At 65.6% G+C, this 20,503-nt stretch carries 12 protein-coding genes and 2 pseudogenes; 3 read left to right on the top strand and 11 right to left on the bottom strand.

Features of this window, described 5'->3' with window-relative positions; all coding sequences use genetic code 11:
• Positions 1-35: 35 nt before the first annotated feature.
• The 9 genes and pseudogenes from LRS12_RS02730 to LRS12_RS02690 all read right to left on the bottom strand — a co-directional run bounded on the left by LRS12_RS02730 (position 36) and on the right by LRS12_RS02690 (position 12,340).
• On the bottom strand, positions 36-1,967 hold the full coding sequence (locus tag LRS12_RS02730; RefSeq protein ID WP_257843202.1) for a GGDEF domain-containing protein: 1,932 nt from the start codon (positions 1,965-1,967) through the stop codon (positions 36-38).
• Positions 1,968-2,066: 99 nt separating this feature from the next.
• Entirely contained in the window at positions 2,067-3,461 is a 1,395-nt protein-coding gene (lpdA, locus tag LRS12_RS02725; RefSeq protein WP_257843201.1) for a dihydrolipoyl dehydrogenase, read from the bottom strand.
• Complete coding sequence (locus LRS12_RS02720; protein WP_257843200.1) at positions 3,454-3,825, bottom strand: gamma-glutamylcyclotransferase family protein; 372 nt, start codon at positions 3,823-3,825, stop codon at positions 3,454-3,456. The genes lpdA and LRS12_RS02720 overlap by 8 nt, the downstream gene beginning before the upstream one ends.
• A gap of 7 nt (positions 3,826-3,832) precedes the next feature.
• Entirely contained in the window at positions 3,833-5,050 is a 1,218-nt protein-coding gene (odhB, locus tag LRS12_RS02715; RefSeq protein WP_257843199.1) for a 2-oxoglutarate dehydrogenase complex dihydrolipoyllysine-residue succinyltransferase, read from the bottom strand.
• A gap of 27 nt (positions 5,051-5,077) precedes the next feature.
• A pseudogene (locus LRS12_RS02710) lies at positions 5,078-8,046 on the bottom strand (2-oxoglutarate dehydrogenase E1 component).
• Between the two features lie 85 nt (positions 8,047-8,131).
• Positions 8,132-9,017, bottom strand: a pseudogene (gene sucD, locus LRS12_RS02705) (succinate--CoA ligase subunit alpha).
• Positions 9,018-9,611 (bottom strand): hypothetical protein, encoded by a 594-nt coding sequence (locus tag LRS12_RS02700; RefSeq protein ID WP_257843198.1) that lies wholly within the window; start codon positions 9,609-9,611, stop codon positions 9,018-9,020.
• Positions 9,611-10,573, bottom strand: coding sequence for a malate dehydrogenase (gene mdh / locus LRS12_RS02695; protein ID WP_257843197.1), 963 nt, complete (start codon positions 10,571-10,573; stop codon positions 9,611-9,613). Before mdh ends, LRS12_RS02700 begins: the two co-directional genes overlap by 1 nt.
• Before the next feature lie 111 nt (positions 10,574-10,684).
• Complete coding sequence (locus LRS12_RS02690) at positions 10,685-12,340, bottom strand: NAD(P)/FAD-dependent oxidoreductase (protein ID WP_257843195.1); 1,656 nt, start codon at positions 12,338-12,340, stop codon at positions 10,685-10,687.
• Between the two features lie 214 nt (positions 12,341-12,554).
• Here LRS12_RS02690 and LRS12_RS02685 point away from each other — a divergent pair, with 214 nt between their 5' ends.
• The 3 genes from LRS12_RS02685 to LRS12_RS02675 all read left to right on the top strand — a co-directional run bounded on the left by LRS12_RS02685 (position 12,555) and on the right by LRS12_RS02675 (position 15,702).
• A complete protein-coding gene (locus LRS12_RS02685; protein ID WP_257843194.1) occupies positions 12,555-14,153 on the top strand; it encodes an MFS transporter in 1,599 nt (532 codons plus the stop codon).
• Between the two features lie 35 nt (positions 14,154-14,188).
• Complete coding sequence (alr, locus tag LRS12_RS02680) at positions 14,189-15,223, top strand: alanine racemase (RefSeq protein ID WP_257843193.1); 1,035 nt, start codon at positions 14,189-14,191, stop codon at positions 15,221-15,223.
• Positions 15,224-15,294: 71 nt separating this feature from the next.
• Positions 15,295-15,702 (top strand): hypothetical protein, encoded by a 408-nt coding sequence (locus LRS12_RS02675; RefSeq protein ID WP_257843192.1) that lies wholly within the window; start codon positions 15,295-15,297, stop codon positions 15,700-15,702.
• A gap of 169 nt (positions 15,703-15,871) precedes the next feature.
• Here LRS12_RS02675 and LRS12_RS02670 read toward each other — a convergent pair whose 3' ends face one another.
• Positions 15,872-19,090: a TonB-dependent receptor domain-containing protein gene (locus tag LRS12_RS02670; protein WP_257843191.1), complete on the bottom strand. Its 3,219-nt coding sequence runs from the start codon at positions 19,088-19,090 to the stop codon at positions 15,872-15,874.
• A 205-nt stretch (positions 19,091-19,295) separates the two neighbouring features.
• Positions 19,296-20,474, bottom strand: coding sequence for an acetyl-CoA C-acetyltransferase (locus LRS12_RS02665; protein ID WP_257843190.1), 1,179 nt, complete (start codon positions 20,472-20,474; stop codon positions 19,296-19,298).
• Positions 20,475-20,503: the final 29 nt, after the last annotated feature.

Here is a 20,503-nt window from a genome sequence, read left to right as displayed (position 1 = left end):
ACTATCGCAGGCTGTGCAAGCCGCGGGGATTCGGGTCAGGCGGCGTCGCGTTTTGCGCGTTCGCGCGGCGGGGTTCCGACCCGGTACCACACGATCCGGTCGCGGCCGCGACGCTTGGCTTCATAGAGCGCGGCGTCGGCGCGGGCGAACAGCGCATCGAACCCGTCGCCGTCGCGCGCTCCGGCCACGCCGATGCTGATCGTCATCCGCACCGGCTCGCCGTAGCGACCGGGGGTTTCGAGACTGGCAATGCCGCAACGGACCCGCTCGGCGATGTTCATCGCCTCCGCCCGGGTCTCGGCTTCGACGAGCGCGACGAACTCTTCGCCGCCGATCCGCCCGCACAAATCATGCTCGCGCAGCAGCGAAGCGATTCCGTTCGCGGCCTGAATCAGCGCGCGGTCGCCGACCGGGTGGCCGTGTACATCGTTGATCCGCTTGAAATGGTCGATGTCGAGCACCAGCAGATACTGGTACTCCGGTCTGCAGTCGCGCAGCCTGGCATCGACTTCTTTGACCAGATGGCGGCGATTGGGAATGCCGGTCAGCGGGTCGAGCGTCACCGCGAGCTTCAACTCCTGGTTTGCCCGGTTGAGCGCGGCGGTGCGTTCGGCGACCTTGCGTTCGAGTTCGGTCTGGGCGCTGAGCAACCGTTCGGCCATCGCGTCGAAATCATGGGTCAGCTGGACCACCTCGTCGCGGCTGGTCGCGCGGTCGTCGCCGACATAGCGCGCGGGTGGCGCGCGGCGGGTGAGCGCACGGGTGCGGTCGATCAGGCGGCGCAGCGGCTGTCCGACCTGTCGGCCCATCAGCAGGAAGATCGCAAGCGCCTGAAGGATCAGACAGATCGCTGCGGTGACCGCGACACGCACCACGGTGCGGGTCGACGCGGCGTGCATTACCGCAGGGTCCTGGGCGACAAGGACGTACCATCCATTCGCATCGATCCGGCGCATCGCGACAAAGGCGTGGATCGTATCTGCCTTGCCCAGAAAGGGGCGGTCACCCTCGGCCTGCACGAAGCGCCACAGCGCCTGAAGGTTCGGGTCTGCGGTCGTGGTCAGATCGAACATCGATTCGGGAGCCATGCGGCGCTGTTGCGTATAGGCCGGGTGGTGGATCAGCCGCCCTTCGCGTGAGATCAGGATGACATCGGCACCGGGAACGTCGGCGAAGTCGCTTTGCAGCAACAGCTGGTCAAGCAGCACGCTGGTGCCCCAGGTTCCGATATGTCGCCCGCCGATGTCGACCGGGGTCATGCAGCCGGTGGTCCAGGTGCCGCCACTGCGGTCGTAGATGATGTGGCGCAGCGAGGTGCAGCGCATGGCGCGGCCCGGGTTGTTCGCGGGCGCCGAGATGGTCGCGAACTCCTCTTTCTGGAAGTCCAGCGTGCTGGGCGCGGTTTTGCGATAGAAGGCGAGCCGATCCTTGCGGTCCGCCGCAAACATGACGAGTTCGTTCTGGGGAGTGAAGAGATAGAGGCTTTCCATCGCCGGGCGAACGCCCTCGCCAAGCCCATGGACCACGCCCGCCGCCGCCATCAGCAGCTTGCGCTTCTCTGCGTCCGGCTCCTGCGGGATAAATGCACCGACGCCGCGCATGTAACCCAGCGGCGTCGTGCCGCCGTCGTAGAGCGCCGGAGCACTGCGGCGTCCACCGCGCGGATCGACCGCGAACATCGCGTCGAACGCAGCGGGGTTTTCAAGTCGCGAATTGGTCGCGAGTTCGGCGCGGAGCAGTTCGGTCGCGCGCGCATGGGTTTCGCGGATGCGCCCGAACCGCTCCTCCTGCTGGCGCGCGACCTGTTGCGCATAATGGTCGAGTGTCGAGAGGCCAGTGGCGAGCGCTCGGCGGTCGGCGTCGAAGAATGAGAACAGCCCGGCGATGACGAAGATCGCCCCGACGAGCGCGGACAGCATGATCGCCGTCCGCGTCGTGATCGACATATTGCCCAGCCAGCGCCCCACCCGCCTCTCCTTCACCCCCTATATAGAAGATGCGTTCTAAATTTGGACTTAAGGAGAGAGTATAGGTGGCATTCGCACCGGTTGGATAGCGTCCGCGTATCAGACGTGGATCGGTTTGCCCGTCACCGCCATCGCCGCTTCCTTGATCGCTTCGCTGTGCGTCGGATGGGCGTGGCAGGTGTAAGCGATGTCTTCGCTGGTCGCGCCGAATTCCATCGCCTGGGTCGCCTGGGCGATCATCGTGCCCGCGACGCTGGTGATGATCCACACGCCGAGCACGCGATCGGTCTTGGCGTCGGCGATCACCTTCACGAAGCCGTCGGTATTGTGGTTGGTCTTGGCGCGGCTGTTGCCGGCCATCGGGAACTTGCCGACCTTGACCTCGCCCTTTTCCTTCGCGGCTTCCTCGGTGAGGCCGACGCCGGCGATTTCGGGCATGGTGTAGACGACGCTGGGGATCAGGTCGTGGTTTACGATGCCGGTGAGGCCCGCGATATTCTCGGCGACCGCGATGCCCTCATCCTCGGCCTTGTGCGCCAGCATCGGGCCGGGGACGACGTCGCCGATCGCCCAGATGCCGTCAACGGCGGTCTCGAATTCATGCCCGACCTCGATTTGGCCGCGTGCGTTGACGGTGAGGCCAGCGGCTTCGAGGTTGAGGCCGTCGGTGTTGGGACGACGGCCGATCGCGACGAGGACATTGTCGGCCTCGATCGTCTCGGCTGCGCCACCCTTGGCGGGTTCGACGGTGATCGTCGCCTTGCCGCCGCTGACCGCGACGCCGGTGACCTTGGTCCCGGTCTTGAACTCGATGCCCTGCTTTTTGAACAGCTTCTGCGCTTCCTTGCGCACATCGCCGTCGAAGCCGGGAAGGATCTGGTCGAGATACTCGACCACGGTCACCTTCGCACCGACGCGGCGCCACACGCTGCCCAACTCAAGGCCGATCACGCCGCCCCCGATGACGACGAGATGCTCGGGGACCTTGGCGAGTTCGAGCGCGCCGGTCGAGTCGACGACGACCTGCTGGTCAATCTCGACGCCGGGAAGCGGGGTGACGCTGGAGCCGGTGGCGATGACGATGTTCTTGGCGCGGACCTCACGGTCGCCGACCTTGACGCTGTCCTTGCCGGTGAAGGCGGCATAGCCCTTGAGCCATTCGACCTTGTTCTTCTTGAACAGGAATTCGATGCCGCCGGTCAGGCCCTTGACCGCGTCCTTGCGCTGGCCGTGCATCGCGTCGAGGTCGAGCTCGACCGAGCCGAGCTTGACGCCGAGCTTGGCGAGATGGCCGCCCGCGGCTTCCTCGAACAGTTCCGACGCATGCAACAGCGCCTTGGACGGGATGCAGCCGACATTGAGGCAGGTGCCGCCCAGCGTCTCGCGCCCCTCGGCGCACGCGGTCTTGAGCCCCAGCTGCGCCGCGCGGATTGCGGCGACATAGCCGCCGGGTCCGGCACCGATCACGAGGACGTCGAAGTCGTATTCAGCCATTGTCATGCTCCAGGTCCAGCCCGGGTGCCGCAACATAGAGCCAGGCCGATTGGCCCGATCCCAGCGTCACCCGGCGGCGCTCATATTCGCCGGATTCATAGTCGTCTGCCGCGGCCAGTTCATCCGCCGTCAGCCAATATAGCATTCCATCGATCGCCGGCGCGCTCTCGTCCGCGACCAGCGCCTTGTGGTGGGTGAGGCCGCTCTGCCGCACCACCTCAGGATCGCTGATCCGGATGAGGCCGACGCGCCACCCCGTCACGCTGTCCGCCGATCCGGTGAGGAGCCGCCCGAACTGCTCCTGCTGGACCGCCGCATCCTGCAGCGTTCCATAGGAGAAGATCGGTTCGGTCGGCTCGGTCACGCGGACCTCAGAGGTCGATCAGCAGGCGGGTCGGGTCCTCGATCGCGTTCTTGAGCGCGACGAGGAAGGTCACGGCCTCACGCCCGTCGATCAGGCGGTGGTCGTAGCTGAGCGCAAGATACATCATCGGGCGAATGACGATCTGGCCGTCGCGGACCACGGGGCGGTCCTCGATGCGGTGGAGGCCGAGCACGGCGCTCTGCGGCGGGTTGATGATCGGGGTCGACATCAGCGATCCGAACACGCCGCCGTTGGAGATGGTGAAGGTGCCGCCCTTCATCTCTTCCATCTTGAGCGTGCCGTCCTTGGCGCGCTTGCCGAAGTCGCCGATGGTCTTTTCGACCTGCGCGACGCTCATCTGGTCGGCGTCGCGGATGACGGGGACGACCAGGCCCTGCGGCGCGCTGACCGCGACCGAGATGTCGGCATAGTCGTGATAGACGATCTCATCGCCGTCGATCTGGGCGTTGACGGCGGGGATGTCCTTGAGCGCCATGCACGCGGCCTTCACGAAGAATCCCATGAAGCCGAGGCGGACGCCGTGCTTCTTCTCGAACAGATCCTTGTACTTGGCGCGCGCTTCGATGACGGCGGTCATGTCGACGTCGTTGAAGGTGGTGAGCAGCGCCGCGGTGTTCTGCGCGTCCTTGAGGCGGCGGGCGACGGTCTGGCGCAGGCGGGTCATCCGCACGCGCTCTTCCTTGCGGTCGCCGGTCGATGCCGGAGCTGCTGCGGGCGCGGGAGCCGGGGTCGCGGCCGGAGCAGCGGCGGGCTTGGCCGAGGCGGCGGCGACCACGTCTTCCTTGGTGATGCGGCCGTCCTTGCCGGTGCCGGTGATCGTCGCGGGATCGACGCCATGCTCCAGCACCGCGCGACGCACGGCGGGGGAGAGGGCGGCGGCGACATCGCCAGCAGGCTCGGCTGCAGGGGCCGGGGCAGGAGCCGGTGCCGGGGTCGCGGCGGCGGCGGGCGCCGCAGCGGTGCCAGCGCCAGCCTCGATCGTGCCGAGCAGCGCGCCGACATTGACGGTGTCGCCGACCTTGGCGGCGTGCGCGCCCATCACGCCCGCGACGGGGGCGGGGACTTCGACCGAGACCTTGTCGGTCTCAAGGCTCGCAATGGGTTCGTCCGCCGCGACCGCGTCGCCGGGCTGCTTGAGCCACTCGCCCACGGTCGCTTCGGTGATCGATTCGCCCAGCACGGGGACGAGGATTTCGGTGGCCATCTCGCTGTGTCCTTCCTGGGGGAATTCTTAGGCGCCGGCCTTGCCGGCAGTCTTGGGGTCTTCGCTGTGGCGTGCGCGGCGGATCTCCTCGCGCACATTATGGCCGAGCGCGTCGGCGACGAGCGCGCCCTGTTCGGCCTGGTGGCGCTTCATCAGGCCGGTGGCGGGCGATGCCGCCGGAGCGCGGCCGGCATAGCGCGGACGCTGCGGCTTGATGCCCGCTTCGACCATGCACGCCTCGATATAGGGTTCGACGAAGAACCAGTAGCCGTTGTTGCGCGGCTCTTCCTGCGCCCAGACCACTTCCTCGACATTGGTCATGCGCGACAGGCGCTTGACCAGAGGCTCGCCGGGGAAGGGGTAGAGCTGTTCGATCGAATGATCGCGGTGTTCTTGTCGCCCGCCGCGTCGCGCGCCTCGATCAGATCATAGGCGACCTTGCCGGTGCACAGCACGAGGCGCTTCACATCCTTGTCCGCCGGAGCCGAGGGGTCCGACAGGATCCGCATGAAATGCGTGTCGCCCTGGAACTGGTCGGCGGTCGATACCGCGAGCTTGTGGCGGAGCAGCGACTTGGGCGTCATCACCACCAGCGGCTTGCGGAAATTGCGGTGCATCTGGCGGCGCAGCAGGTGGAAATAGTTAGCCGGAGTGGTGACGTTGGCGACCTGCATGTTGTCCTGCGCGCACGATTGCAGGAAACGCTCGGGACGCGCGGAACTGTGTTCCGGACCCTGGCCTTCATAGCCATGCGGTAACAGCATCACGAGGCCGTTGGCGCGCAGCCATTTGGACTCACCCGACGAGATGAACTGGTCGATCATGATCTGCGCGCCGTTGACGAAGTCGCCGAACTGCGCCTCCCACAGCACCAGGCTCTTGGGGTCGGCGAGCGCGTAGCCATATTCGAAGCCGAGCACGCCATATTCGCTCAAGGGGCTGTCGAGCACCTCGAACCGACCGTGCGGGATTTCGTTGAGCGGCACGTATTTGCGCTCGTCCTTCTGGTCGACCCAGACGGCGTGACGCTGGCTGAACGTGCCGCGACCCGAATCCTGGCCCGACAGGCGCACGCCATAGCCTTCCGACAGCAGCGATCCGAAGGCCAAAGCCTCGCCGGTCGCCCAGTCGAAATTCTCGCCGGTCTTGAACATGTTCGCCTTGGCATCCAGCACGCGCAGCAGCGTCTTGTGCGGAGTCAGCCCTTCAGGAACGGTGGTCAGCGTGCGGCCGAGGCTGTCGAACAGCTTCTTGTCGATGCCGGTCTCGACATTGCGGCGGGCGTTTTCTGCGTCCACCGGGGCGGACAGCCCCGACCAGCGACCGCCGAACCAGTCGGCCTTGTTCGCCTTGTAGGTCGCCCCCGCGCTGAACTCTTCCTCAAGGTGCGCGGTGAAGTCGGCGATGTGCTGGGTCGCGAAGCCGCCATCGATCACGCCCTCCGCCTCAAGCCGCTTGGCATAGAGGTCGGCGACGCCAGGATGGCTCTTGATCTTGGCGTACATCAGCGGCTGCGTGAAGCTCGGCTCGTCGCCCTCGTTATGGCCGAAGCGGCGATAGCACCACATGTCGATGACGACGTCGCGCTTGAACTTCTGGCGATACTCGATCGCCATCTTGCACGCGAAGGTCACCGCCTCGGGATCGTCGCCATTGACGTGGAAGATCGGTGCCTGAACGCCCTTCGCCACGTCCGATGGATAGGGCGAGGAGCGCGCGAATTGCGGGCTGGTGGTGAAGCCGATCTGGTTGTTGATGATGAAGTGGATGCAGCCGCCGGTGTTATAGCCGCGGATGCCCGAGAAGCCGAGGCATTCCCACACGATCCCCTGACCCGCGAAGGCGGCGTCGCCGTGCAACAGCACGGGGAGGACCTGCTCATGGTTTTCCAGATCGTTGCGGTTGGTCTGCTGCGCGCGGACCTTGCCGAGCACGACCGGGTCGACCGCCTCGAGATGCGAGGGGTTGGCGACGAGCGACATATGGACGCTGATCCCGTCGAACTCGCGGTCGGTGCTGGTGCCGAGGTGGTACTTCACGTCGCCCGAGCCGCCGATATCGTCCGGGTTGGCCGAGCCGCCGGCGAATTCGTGGAAGATCACGCGGTACGGCTTGGCCATCACGTTGGCGAGCATGTTGAGGCGACCGCGATGCGCCATGCCGTACACGATCTCGCGCACGCCCATCGCGCCGCCATATTTGATGATCGATTCCATCGCGGGGATCATCGATTCGCCGCCGTCGAGGCCGAAGCGCTTGGTCCCGACATATTTCTTGCCGAGGAATTTCTCCCACTGCTCGGCCTCGATCACCTTGGACAGGATCGCCTTCTTGCCGTTGGGGCTGAATTCGATCGCCTTGTCCTGGCCCTCGATCCGCTCCTGCAGGAAGCGGCGCTCCTCGACATCGGCGATGTGCATATACTCAAGGCCGACATTCCCGCAGTAATTGCGGCGCAGGATCGCCACGATCTCGCGGATGCTGCCTTTTTCGAGGCCGAGATTGCCGCCGAGAAAGATCGGGCGGTCCATGTCCGCCTCGGTGAAGCCGTGATATTCGGGCGTCAGGTCGGCGGGCAGCTCCTGCTTCGACAGGCCGAGCGGGTCGAGATTGGCGGCAAGGTGCCCGCGCACGCGATAGGTACGGATCAGCAGCATCGCGCGGATAGAATCGTTTGCGGCGCGGGCGATGTCCGCAGCCGACGCGGCCGGGGCGGGGGCCGCCGCCGGGGCAGGTGCGCCGCCGCGTGCGGGCTTGGGCGCCGGCTCCATCTGGGTCGGGTCGAGCGCGGCGGTCAGCGCATCGGTGTCCTTGAGCGGCCAGCGCGGATTGGCCCAGCTGGGACCCGTCGCGGTGCTTTCCAGCCCCGCGAACCACTCGCGCCAGCCGGCCTCGACCGAGGCGGGGTCCGCCTTGAACTTCGCATACATCGTCTCGACGAACGCGGGGCTCACGCCACCGGCGATATCCGCGAAATCCAGCCCATCAACGCCCATTTTAACGTTCCTTCGTCACCCCAGCGAAAGCTGGGGTCTCTTGCAGCACGAGGCCCCAGCATTCGCTGGGGCGACGGCATGTGCTTCAGCCCTTCAGCGCCTCAAGCAGCGTCTCGCCGAGCAGGCTGGGCGACTGGCTGACGCGGATGCCCGCTTCTTCCATCGCCGCGATCTTGCTCTCAGCATCGCCCTTGCCGCCCGACACGATCGCGCCGGCATGGCCCATGCGACGGCCCGGAGGGGCGGTGCGGCCCGCGATGAAGCCGGCCATCGGCTTCTTGCGGCCGCGCTTGGCCTCGTCGATCAGGAACTGCGCGGCCTGCTCCTCGGCGTCGCCGCCGATTTCGCCGATCATGATGATCGACTTGGTCGCTTCGTCGGCCAGGAACAGTTCGAGCACGTCGATGAAGTTGGTGCCGTTGACCGGATCGCCGCCGATGCCGACCGCGGTGGTCTGGCCCAGGCCCGCATTGGTGGTCTGGAACACGGCTTCATAGGTCAGCGTGCCCGAACGCGACACGACGCCGACCGAACCTTCGGAGAAGATGTTGCCCGGCATGATGCCGATCTTGCACTGGTTCGGGGTCAACAGGCCGGGGCAGTTCGGTCCGATCAGGCGCGACTTGCTGCCGCTCAGCGCGCGCTTCACCTTGACCATGTCGAGCACCGGAATGCCCTCGGTGATGCAGACGATCAGCGGAATTTCGGCGTCGATCGCCTCGAGGATCGAGTCCGCGGCGAAGGGCGGCGGAACGTAGATGACCGATGCGTCGGCACCGGTCTTGCTCTTGGCTTCGGCGACGGTGTCGAACACCGGCAGGCCGATATGCTCGGTGCCGCCCTTGCCCGGGGGTGACGCCGCCGACCATCTGCGTGCCATAGGCCAGCGCCTGCTGGGTGTGGAAGGTGCCGGTCTCGCCGGTCATACCCTGTGTGATGACCTTGGTATTCCGGTCGATGAGAATGGACATTCAGAACCCTCCGATAGATTGCGAAACCAGGACCAGGCCCTGGATGCCGTAAGATGTGCCCAGCGGGTGATCGCGCGGGACATAGGTAATTTCGAGGCTGACGCCAGTCTGCCATGGCTCCCAGAGGCGCTTGGTGGCGGTGCCATTGGCCTGAACCCCGGTGGGTGCCTTGCCGACCCAGCCGTCGATCACTTCGCGCGGCGGGGCGGCGGGCAGGTCGAGGTCATAGGCGCGGCAGCCATCGCCCCAATAGCCTTCCTTCGACACGAAACGGCTGGTGACGAGCCAGACGGTGCGCCCGTCGAAGCTGTGGCGGAAGAGTTGCCCGGCGACCTTGGCCTCCGGTTCCTCCTGCTGCATCGCGGTGCGGCCCTTGGCGATGATTCCGGCGATGCGCGGATCGGCATCGGCCTCCGTGACCTCGGTCCAGCCCGCAGCCTTCGCCGCGGGGCCAACCTTGTCGAACGCGGACTCTCCGTCCGCGCTCTTGAGGTTGAAACACGCCGCCTTGAACGCAGCAAACAGCGGCGATGGCGCAGGGGCGGGTGCCGCCTGCGCCATGCCGAATGCTGCGATGAGGGCGGCTGCCGACATCAGCCGAGCGAGCTGTCGATGCCCTTGCAGGCCACCAGCAGTTCCTTGACCGCGTCGACCGAGACCTGGAGGTTGGCCTTGGCCTCATCGTCCAGCTCGATCTCGACGATCTGCTCGACGCCGCCGGCGCCGATGATCACCGGAACGCCGACATAGAGGTCATCGACGCCGTACTGGCCGGTCAGGTGCGCGGCGCAGGGCAGCAGGCGCTTCTGGTCGTACAGATACGCCTCGGCCATCGCGATGCCGCTGGTGGCGGGGGCGTAGAAGGCCGAGCCGGTCTTGAGCAGGCCGACGATCTCGCCGCCGCCCGAACGGGTGCGCTGAACGATCGCGTCGATGCGCTCCTTGGTCGAGCGGCCCATCTTGATGAGGTCGGGGATCGGGATGCCCGCGACGGTCGAATATTCGACCACCGGCACCATCGTGTCGCCGTGACCGCCGAGCACGAAGCTGTTCACTTCCTTGACCGACACCTTGAACTCATCGGCGAGGAAGTGGCTGAAGCGCGCGCTGTCGAGCACGCCGGCCATGCCGACGACCTTGCTGTGCGGCAGGCCGGAGAATTCGCGCAGCGCCCACACCATCGCGTCGAGCGGGTTGGTGATGCAGATGACGAAGGCATCGGGGGCGTTGGCGGCGATTCCTTCGCCGACGGCCTTCATGACCTTCAAATTGATGCCGAGCAGGTCGTCGCGGCTCATGCCCGGCTTGCGCGCGACGCCGGCGGTGACGATGATGACGTCCGCGCCCGCAATGTCGGCATAATCGTTGCTGCCGGTGATCGTCGCGTCAAAGCCTTCGACCGGGCCGCACTGCGACAGGTCCAGCGCCTTGCCTTGCGGAACGCCCTCGACCACGTCGAACAGGACGATGTCGCCCAGTCCCTTGAGTGCAGCGAGATGGGCAAGCGTGCCGCCGATATTGCCGGCGCCGATAAGGGCGATCTTCTTGCGGGCCAAATGAGCCTCCCTGAACATGCGTTGGGCGGCCTGTCCTACACAATTGGCCGCAGGGACGCGGCGGGCCTTAGGCTCTTTATAGAGGAGGGGCAACCAGTGAATCGCCCGGTGTCAAGAAATCTTTGCATTTGCGAATGAATTGCAATAAAGCTGTTCCGGCTGTTCTACCAGCCGCGCGGCCACCGCCTCCGCCACCTTGATCCCGTCGATCGCGGCGGAGAGGATGCCGCCGGCATAGCCCGCGCCTTCGCCCGCCGGAAACAGGCCGGGGGTGTTGAGGCTTTGCAGGTCGGTGCCCCGGGTGATGCGGACCGGGCTGGAGGTGCGCGTTTCGACCCCGGTCATGATCGCGTCGGGATGGGCGTAGTTGGCGATGCGGCGGCCGAACACGGGCAGCGCCTCGCGAAAAGCCTCGATCACGAACGTCGGCAGGCAGGCGGACAGGTCGGTGGGGGTGACGCCGGGCTTGTAGCTCGGCACCACCTCGCCGATCGCGGTCGAGGCGCGGCCCGCGAGGAGGTCGCCGACGCGCTGGACCGGGGCGTTGTAGTTGGAACCGCCGGCGATGTACGCCAGATCCTCGAACTGGCGTTGGAGCGCGATGCCCGCGAGCGGACCGTCGGGATAGTCGCGCGCCGGATCGATCGCGACGACCAGGCCGGAATTGGCGTTGAACTCGGCGCGCGAATATTGGCTCATGCCGTTGGTGACGACCCGGCCCTCTTCGCTGGTCGCGGCGACGACGCGGCCGCCGGGGCACATGCAGAAGCTGTAGACGCTGCGCCCGTTCGAGGCGTGATGCACCACCGAATAGGCGGCGGGGCCGAGATCGGGGTGTTTGGCGCAATTGCCGAAGCGGGCGGTGTCGATCCATGCCTGGGGATGTTCTATGCGCACGCCGATCGCGAACGGCTTGGCCTCGACATGCACGCCGCGCCGGTGGAGCATCTCGAAGGTCGGCCGCGCGCTATGGCCGACCGCGAGCACGACCATGTCGGTTTCGATGAAGCCGCCGTCGTGGAGGTGCAGCCCGCGCAGATTGCGGCTCGCATCGAGTTCGATATCGTCGACGCGGGTGTTCCAGCGATATTCGCCGCCCAGTTCCTCGATCGTCGCGCGCAGGCTTTCGACCATGGTGACGAGGCGGAAGGTGCCGATATGCGGATGCGCTTCCCACAATATGTCGTCGGGCGCTCCGGCCTTGACGAATTCCTCCAGCACCTTGCGGCCGAGAAAGCGGGGGTCCTTGACCCGGCAATAGAGCTTGCCGTCGGAGAAGGTGCCCGCGCCGCCTTCGCCGAACTGGACATTGCTGTCTGGGTTGAGTTCGCTGCGCCGCCACAGGCCCCAGGTGTCCTTGGTCCGTTGCCGCACCACCTTGCCGCGATCGAGGATGATCGGGCGGAACCCCATCTGCGCGAGGATCAGGCCGGCGAAGATGCCGCACGGACCCGCGCCGATGACGACAGGGCGTTTGCCCGACCAGCCGGCGGGCGCGGTGACCGGCGGGCGGTAGACCATGTCGGGGGTGGGGCGAACGTCCTTGTCATTCGGGAAGCGCGCGAGGACCGCAGCTTCGTCGGTCAGGTCCAGATCGAAGGTGTATACCAGCTGGATAGCATTGCGGCGGCGCGCGTCATTGCCGCGTTTGAACAGTGTCCAGCCGCGCAGTTCCGCGCGCGCGATGCCGAGGCGGTCGCAGATCGCGGCGGGAACCGCCTCGGGCGCATGGTTCAGCGGAAGGTTCAGGCCGGACAGACGGAGCATGGGGTGGCTTTAGGGAGGGAATCATCGGGTTTCCAAACATGCGATTGTACGTGGTCACCCTCACCCTTCCGGCGCTTCGCGCCTCCCTCCCTCTCCCGATGGGAGAGGGAAGGCCCGCCGCGCGCAGCGCGTGGGAAGCGTGAGGGTGAACAGGCTTGCCGCCCCCTTCATTCCCGTTAAACCCTTGCGTCAAAGGGATTGGGGGATTCTGGACATGGCGACCACCGCGGACGAGGCGTTGGCACAGCGCGAACCGAGCAAGGCGGAGATGCGGCAGGTGGTGACCGCGTCGTCGCTGGGCACCGTGTTCGAATGGTATGACTTCTTCATCTACGGCACGCTCGCCGCGTCGGGGATCATCGGGCGCACCTTCTTCGCGACCGGCAACCCGGTGCTTGAGGCGCTTTATGCCTGGGCGGGGTTCGCCGTAGGCTTCGGCTTCCGCCCGCTCGGTGCGGTATTGTTCGGATATCTGGGTGACAAGCTCGGACGCAAATACACTTTCCTCGTGACCATCACGCTGATGGGTGTGGCGACCGCAGGCGTGGGGCTGGTGCCATCCTATGCCAGCATCGGGGTCGCCGCGCCGATGATCGTCATTGGCCTTCGCATCCTTCAGGGCCTCGCGCTGGGCGGCGAGTATGGCGGGGCGGCGATCTATGTCGCGGAGCATTCGCCGCCGGGGCAGGCCGGCTATCACACCAGCTTCATCCAGGCGAGCGTGTCGGCGGGATTCATCCTGAGCCTGGCGGTCGTGCTGGCGACGCGGTTCGCGATGCCGGCCGGAACCTTCGATGACTGGGGCTGGCGCCTGCCCTTCATCTTTTCGATCGCGCTGCTCGCGATCTCGCTGTGGATGCGGGTCAAGCTGAACGAAAGCCCGGTGTTCAAGGCGATGAAGGCGTCGGGCGAGATTGCGCGCAATCCGCTGAAAGAGAGCTTCACCTATCCCGGCAACTGGCGGCGGCTGATGGTCGCGCTGTTCGGGATCGCGGCAGGTTTGACCGTGATCTGGTACACCGCGACCTTCTCGGTCCTGTCCTTCCTGCAAGGGCCGATGCGGGTCGAGCCGGTGGTTGCGCAACTGCTCGCCGCCGGGGGCGCGGCGGCGGGGCTGTTCTGGTTCATCCTGTTCGGCAAGCTCTCCGACAAGATCGGGCGGAAAAAGCCGATCATCATCGGCTATGGCTTTACGCTGTTGCTGCTGTTCCCGCTGTTCTGGGCGATGGGCCATGCCGCCAATCCGGGGCTGGCCGAGGCGGCGAAGCGATCGCCGGTGGTCGTGTCCGGGCCCGACTGCTCCTATGATCCCTTTGCCGGCCAGCAATCGACGACCTGCGGGCAGCTGATGGATTACCTGACCAAGAAGGGGATTCCCTATACGCAGGCAGTGACCCCGTCGGCATCGGTGGCGATCGGCAGCGTCCCGGTCGTGTCGAACACCGCGACCGATATCGACGCCGCGCTGGCTGATGCAGGCTACTCGCTCGACAGGGTGACCCCGGGGACGGTCGATCTGATCCTGATCCTGATCGCCATCGTCGCGCTGGCGGCGCTGTCCGGGGCGACTTACGGCCCGGTCGCGGCGCTGCTGACCGAGCTGTTCCCGCCGCGCATCCGCTACAGTTCGATGTCGATCCCCTATCATATCGGCACCGGCTACTTCGGCGGATTTCTGCCGCTGATCAGCCAGTATATGGTCGCCAAGAGCGGCGATCCATACACGGGCCTGTGGTACACCTGGATCGTGGTCGCGATGGCACTGGTGGTGACCGTCTTCTTCCTCAAGGAACGCGATCTGGTTCAGCAGTGATTGCGGTGAGCACGCGCTGTGCCTAACCGGGCGACATGATCGCTTCCCCGCTTCGCCTGCGCCTCGACCGCGCCGCGCTCGTCGCCAACTGGCAAACGCTTGCCGCGATGAGCGGGGGCGCTGCTTGCGGCGCGGCGGTGAAGGCGAACGGCTATGGGCTGGGTGCGCGGGAGGTGGTGCGGCATCTGGGAGAGGCGGGATGCCGCGATTTCTTTGTCGCGACATGGAGCGAGGCGCTGGCGCTGGCGGAGGCGGGCGTGGCGGTGTCGGTGCTGCACGGTGTGCGCGACGCCGACATGGCGGTCGCGCGGGCGGCGAGCCATGCGCGGCCTGTGCTCAACAGCGTGCAGCAGGTACGCCGCTGGCGTGAGGCGGGCGGGGGCGCATGCGACGTGATGGTCGATACCGGCATGAACCGGCTCGGCATCCGGCCCGAGGATGTTGCGGCGGGGCTGCTCGACGGTTTGCAAGTCGAGACGCTGATGAGTCACCTTGCCAGCGCGGACGAGGATGTGCCGCTCAACGTCAGCCAGCGCGACAGCTTTGCCGCGCTGCGCGGCCAGACGGGGGCGCGGCGGATGAGCCTGGCCAATTCGGCGGGGATCACGCTGGGGCGCGACTATGCATTTGACCTCACCCGACCGGGGGTCGCTCTGTACGGTGCGGTGCCGGTTCCCGCGTTGGCCGGGCGGATGCGGCAGGTGGTGACGCCCGAGGCCCAGATTCTGCAGCGACGGCTGGTGTCGGCGGGGGAGGGCGTGGGCTATAACCTCGGTTGGATCGCAGCTGTGGATACCGAGGTGGCGATCGTCAATCTTGGCTATGCCGACGGCTATCTGCGCTGCTTCTCCAATAAGGGTGTGGCGATCGCCGGCGGGATCGAAATGCGGGTGATCGGGCGGGTGTCGATGGACCTGACCGCAGTCGATGTGAGCGCCGCGCCGGATTTGGGCGAGGGTGACTGGCTGGCCTTTGGCTATGATCTGCCCGCGACGTCCGCCCTGTCGGGCCTGTCGCAATATGAGCTGCTGACCGGGTTGGGCGCGCGGTACGACCGGATCTGGGAATAGGTCCAGCTTCGGTTCAGCGTTGCGAAAGGCGCGATCCGGTACCATGTTGGGTAACAGAGGAGTGGACCGCCATGCGTAGTGCATTTGCCGCCGCCGCCCTTGCCGCCCTGGTCCTGCCGGGTGTCGCAACGGCCGATGAAAAACCGTATCCGAAGGGCGAAGCGCAACTCGCCAAGATGCTCGAAGGGCGTGTTGCCGGGAAGCCGGTACGCTGCCTGCCGAGCTCGCGGCTCGACCAGAGCACGGTGATCGACAAGACCGCGATCGTCTATCGCAGCGGATCGAAGCTCTACGTCAACCGCCCGCGTGGCGGGGCCGACCAGTTGAGCGACGACGAGATCCTGGTGACCAAAATCTATGGTAGCCAGCTGTGCAACATCGACAAGATCGACCTTGTCGATCGCACGTCGCGCATGTGGAGCGGGTTTGTCGTGCTGGGCGATTTCGTGCCCTACACCAGGGTCAAGGACGCGCGCTGAACCTGTTCGGAGTGGTAGGATAGCGGGTCGGCGGGTTTCTCGCCGGCCCTTTTTTGTCGTGTAGCGGGCCGGTGCCGCAACCGTTTCAGCGCAGCTGAGACAGATTCCGCGCAAAAGAAGGGGCCGCTCCCGAAGGAGCGGCCCCCAATTTTTTCGGTCCTGTCCCGGACTACATCCGGATGCGGAAACCGGCGTAGAAGTAACGGCCAGTGACCGGCCAGATGCCGCTGCCAGCGCCGGTGCCGGTGGCACCCAGCGGCGGCAGTTCGTCGGTGAGGTTGTCGATGCCCATGTAGAAGCGATACTTCTCACCCACCTTCAGGCCGACCTGGATGTCATGATACCAGATCGCCGGGTACCACGGATCCGCAATCACGTCGCCATTGGTCGGTGCACGGCCCTGATGCGAGAACTGGGTTTCCCAGCCGAACACGGTCTGCTTGCCGACATAGCGCAGGTCATAGCCGAAGTCCCACTTGGGGAAGGTCAGGTTAGCGCTGAACTGGCCCTGCCATTCCGGATCGCCCAGCACACCGTTGATCCGGTCCGAACGGGCCGGGTCAGTGATGTAGGTGAACTGCTCACGCTCCTTCAGCCAGCTCACGATTGCACGGGTGCGGAGCGAGCCCTCACCAATGCGGGTCGTGTAGCTTGCGTCAATGTCGATGCCCGAGGTGGCGAGCTTCGCGAAGTTGAAGGGCGCCGCAGTAAAGCCGGCAGTAATCGGCTGGTTGTACGGTGCGCCGGTCAGGTTGAAGTCGGGGAAACCGTCGAAACGGCGGCCGGACTGGCCGGTGAACGTCCCGTTGACGATCGGATCCGCCGAGGTGCGACGGTTGACAACCGCGCAGAACGGGTTGTCCAGACCGACGGGGTCATCATAGCAGCGGTTGATGATCGCCTGACCAGCAAGGCTGTTGATCGCCTGCTGCACCTCGATGTCGTAATAGTCGACGGTCAGCGTGAAACCACGCAGGAACGTCGGCTGGAACACGGCACCAACGGTGAAGCTGTAGCCGATTTCGGGCTGGAGGTTGATGTTACCCGAGGTCGTACCCTGGATGCCCGACGACGGTGCGTTGGTCCACGGACGGGTCGACCCGTCCGGCAGGGTGATCGTGGTCGGAATGCCGGCCGCGGCGCAGTTGCGAGCGCGGTTGGGGTTCGCGTTGATCGGTGCGCCCTGCGAGCAGGGATCGACCAGGTTGTTCGCGAACGTCGTACCGGCAGTGGCGTAAACGTCGCTAAGGTCAGGCGCACGAACCGACTTCGCATAGCCGACGCGGAAGCGCAGGTCGCGAACCGGAGCCCAGACGGCACCGACATTGTAGGCCCAGACCGGATCAGCCGAGTTGCTGTAGTCCGACACGCGGCCCGAACCTTCGATGGTCAGTTCATGGAAGAACGGCATGTCGGCGAGGATCGGAATACGAAGCTCGGCGAACGCTTCCTTGACGGTGATCGCGGGCGGATCGAACGTCGCGAAGCCGTTCAGGAAGGTCAGGCTGTTCTGCGTGACATCGTCATAGTCCGAATAGGCGTCTTCGCGACGATATTCGGCACCAAGGACCGCACCGATCGGGCCGCCCGGCAGTTCGAACAGGCCGCTCGTGTCGCCGGAGATATAGCCGACGAAGTTGAGCTGTTCCGCCCATTGCTTGCGCCACGAGGTGTGGAGGACATAGGCCAGACCTTCCGGCGTGGTCTGCGGCGCGCCTTCACCGAACAGGTTGATCGGACGGCACGCCGGATCGTCGTTGGTCGTGATGGCGTCGGCGTTGACGCGGCAGACGATCTGGCCGGCGCTGTTGCGAACGGCGTTGGCTGCACGGTTGAAGTTGGCGACGTTCACGTTGCCGCCGGTTTCATAATAGGTGTCGGTACGACCGAAGTTGCCGGCGACTTCGTAACGCAGATTGCCGGTGTCCGACAGGTCGCCACGGAAACCACCGACGATGCGGAACGTCTCACGCTCATGATCCTCGGCGCGGGTGCCGATGTCGTTGTTGAAGCGGAAGAAGGTGAACGCACCGGTGTTGTAGTTGGCCGTGCCGACTGCATAACCCTGGATCGTGCGGATCTGGTTACGCGCCTGTTCGGTCAGATAGGGGTTGTCGAGGAAGAAGGTCGGCGACAGCGTCGAGTTGATGAAGGTCGGCTGTGTCGACGTCTGGTTGTTGGTGATCTTGACGTACTTCGCCTCGAGGAACGCGGTCAGCGCCGGCGAGAACTCGTAGCGGGCGAGGATGTTGGCTGCATAACGCTCAAGGCCCGGCAGCAGCATCGCGCCTTCGACGCCGGTGGCGCTCAGGCCGCCGAAGCGACCGCCGCCGATGCGACGCAGATCGAGCGTCGGATCGTCGCGGACGAGCTGGCCATTGGGCAGGAACACATAGCCGTCCGACAGCAGGCCGCCGGTGCCGGGACCAGAAACGGTGGCGCCGCGCTCACCCGTGCAGTTCGCGGCGATGCGAGCCGCAACGACCGGATCGGCCGAGCTCACACCCGGGCAGGTCGTCTGGACCATGCCGCCGAGCGAGATGATGCCGAAGCGGTTGCCCGGAGCGTTGATCCCGAAGAAGGTCTGATCGGGAATGCCATCGCCCATGCCGGTTTCGTCGGCGTTGAACTCCGACACGAAATAGCCCGGGAGGCCGCTATAGGCACCAGTCATCTCGTCGCGGTCGGTGAAGAGCAGCATTTCCGAACGTGCATATTCCGCCGCGACCGCGATATTGCCGCGACCTTCAGCGAAATTCTTGCCGTACACGACCGACAGACGCTGGGCACCGCGATCGCCGCGGTCCGAAACGCCGCCCTGGCCGCTGATGTCGAGGCCGTCAAAATCCTGCTTGAGGACAAAGTTGACCACACCGGCGACGGCGTCCGAGCCGTAGATTGCCGAGTTGCCGCCGGTCACGACGTCGACGCGCTCGAGCAGCGCGGTTGGGATCGTGTTGACGTCGACCGCGTAGCTGCCCGGGGTCGAGGTCACGTGACGACGGCCGTTGACCACCACCAGCGTGCGCGCGGTGCCGAGACCGCGAAGGTCGAGCAGGTTGAGGCCGGCGGTGCCGATGAAGCGCGTCGAGTTCGCCTGGCTGAAGGTCGAACGCAGCGTCGGCAGCTGGTTGAGCGCGTCACCCAGCGACAGGTTGCCGGTGTCGAGCAGGTCTTCGACGTTGACGCTGGTCACCGGAACGACGGTGTCGACGCCCGGGCGCGCGATACGCGAACCGGTCACCACGACGACGTCGCCGCCGGTAGTAGCTTCTGGGCACTCTTCGCCGACGGGGCAGACTGGCGCATCTTGCGCCAATGCGGCCTGCGGGACGACGAAGCTCGCACTCGCAAGCGCGGTCGCCGTCAGAAGACGACTGATGTTCATATGATTCCCCTTCACCGGCTGAATGCCGGTTCGTTTCAGAGGAAACCGTGTTGTTCACCTTAGAGCAAGCAAAAGCGACCGCGCGGGAGCAAATTGAGCGTCTTGCTGTTGCAACATTGCCACAATTTTGCAGTGCAGCAAGAATGCTGAGATATAAAATATCACGGCACTATCGCATGGTTGTTCGATTCGTTCGTAAGGGAAATCAGCTCTTCCGTTCGATGCACATCGCGATTCCCATGCCCCCGCCAATGCACAGAGTCGCGAGTCCCTTTTTTGCGTCGCGGCGCGCCATTTCGTAGATCAGCGTGGTCAGCACGCGCGCGCCGCTCGCGCCGATCGGATGCCCGATTGCGATCGCGCCGCCATTGACGTTGACCTTGGCCGGATCGAAACCGAGCTCCTTGCCGACGCATAAAGCCTGTGCGGCGAACGCCTCATTCGCCTCGATCAGGTCGAGGTCGGCGACGGTCCAGCCGGCCTTTTCCAGCGCCTTTTTCGACGCCGGGACCGGGCCGATGCCCATGATCGACGGGTCGACGCCGGCGGTTGCCCAGCTCTTGATCGTGGCAAGGATCGGCGCGCCGCGCTTCTCGGCCTCGTCCCGGCTCATCACCACCAGAGCTGCAGCGCCATCGTTGAGGCCCGATGCATTGCCCGCTGTGACCGTGCCGTCCTTCTTGAATGCCGGGCGCAGGCCCGAAATGCCGTCCAGCGTCGCACCGGCACGGATATATTCGTCCTGATCGACGACGGTGTCGCCCTTGCGGCCCTTGATCGTCACCGGGGCGATCTCGTCCTTGAAGCGGCCCTCTGCACGCGCTGCTTCGGCAAGATTTTGCGAGCGGACGGCGAACTCGTCCTGCTCGCCGCGGCTGACCTGATATTGTTGGGCCAGATTTTCCGCCGTGATGCCCATGTGGTAGCCATTGAACACATCGGTCAGGCCGTCCTTGATCATCGTATCGACCAGCGCGACATCGCCCATCTTCGCGCCTGCGCGCAGCGTCTGGGCGTGCGCTGCGAGCGACATCGATTCCTGCCCGCCCGCGACGACGATGGTGGCGTCGCCGGTCTGTACCGCCTGTGCGGCGAGCGCGACCGCGCGCAGACCCGATCCGCAGACCTGGTTGAGGCCCCATGCCGGGACTTCCTTGGGAACACCCGCCGCCATCGACGCCTGACGCGCCGGGTTCTGGCCCTGCGCGGCGGTGAGCACCTGACCCAGGATCACTTCGGACACCTCCTCGCCCTTGACGCCGGCCTGTTCCAGCGCCGCCTCGATCGCGATGCGGCCCAGTTCGTGCGCGGGGGTGGCGGCGAAGGCTCCGAGGAAGCTGCCGACGGGGGTGCGCTTGGCGGCGGTGATCACGACTTCGGTCATGGGTAACGACTCCTGCGAGGAACTTTCCG

The sequence above is a fragment of the Sphingomonas sp. J344 genome, from assembly GCF_024700005.1.
Classification (GTDB): domain Bacteria; phylum Pseudomonadota; class Alphaproteobacteria; order Sphingomonadales; family Sphingomonadaceae; genus Sphingomonas.
This window is presented reverse-complemented; position numbering and strand designations above follow the sequence as displayed.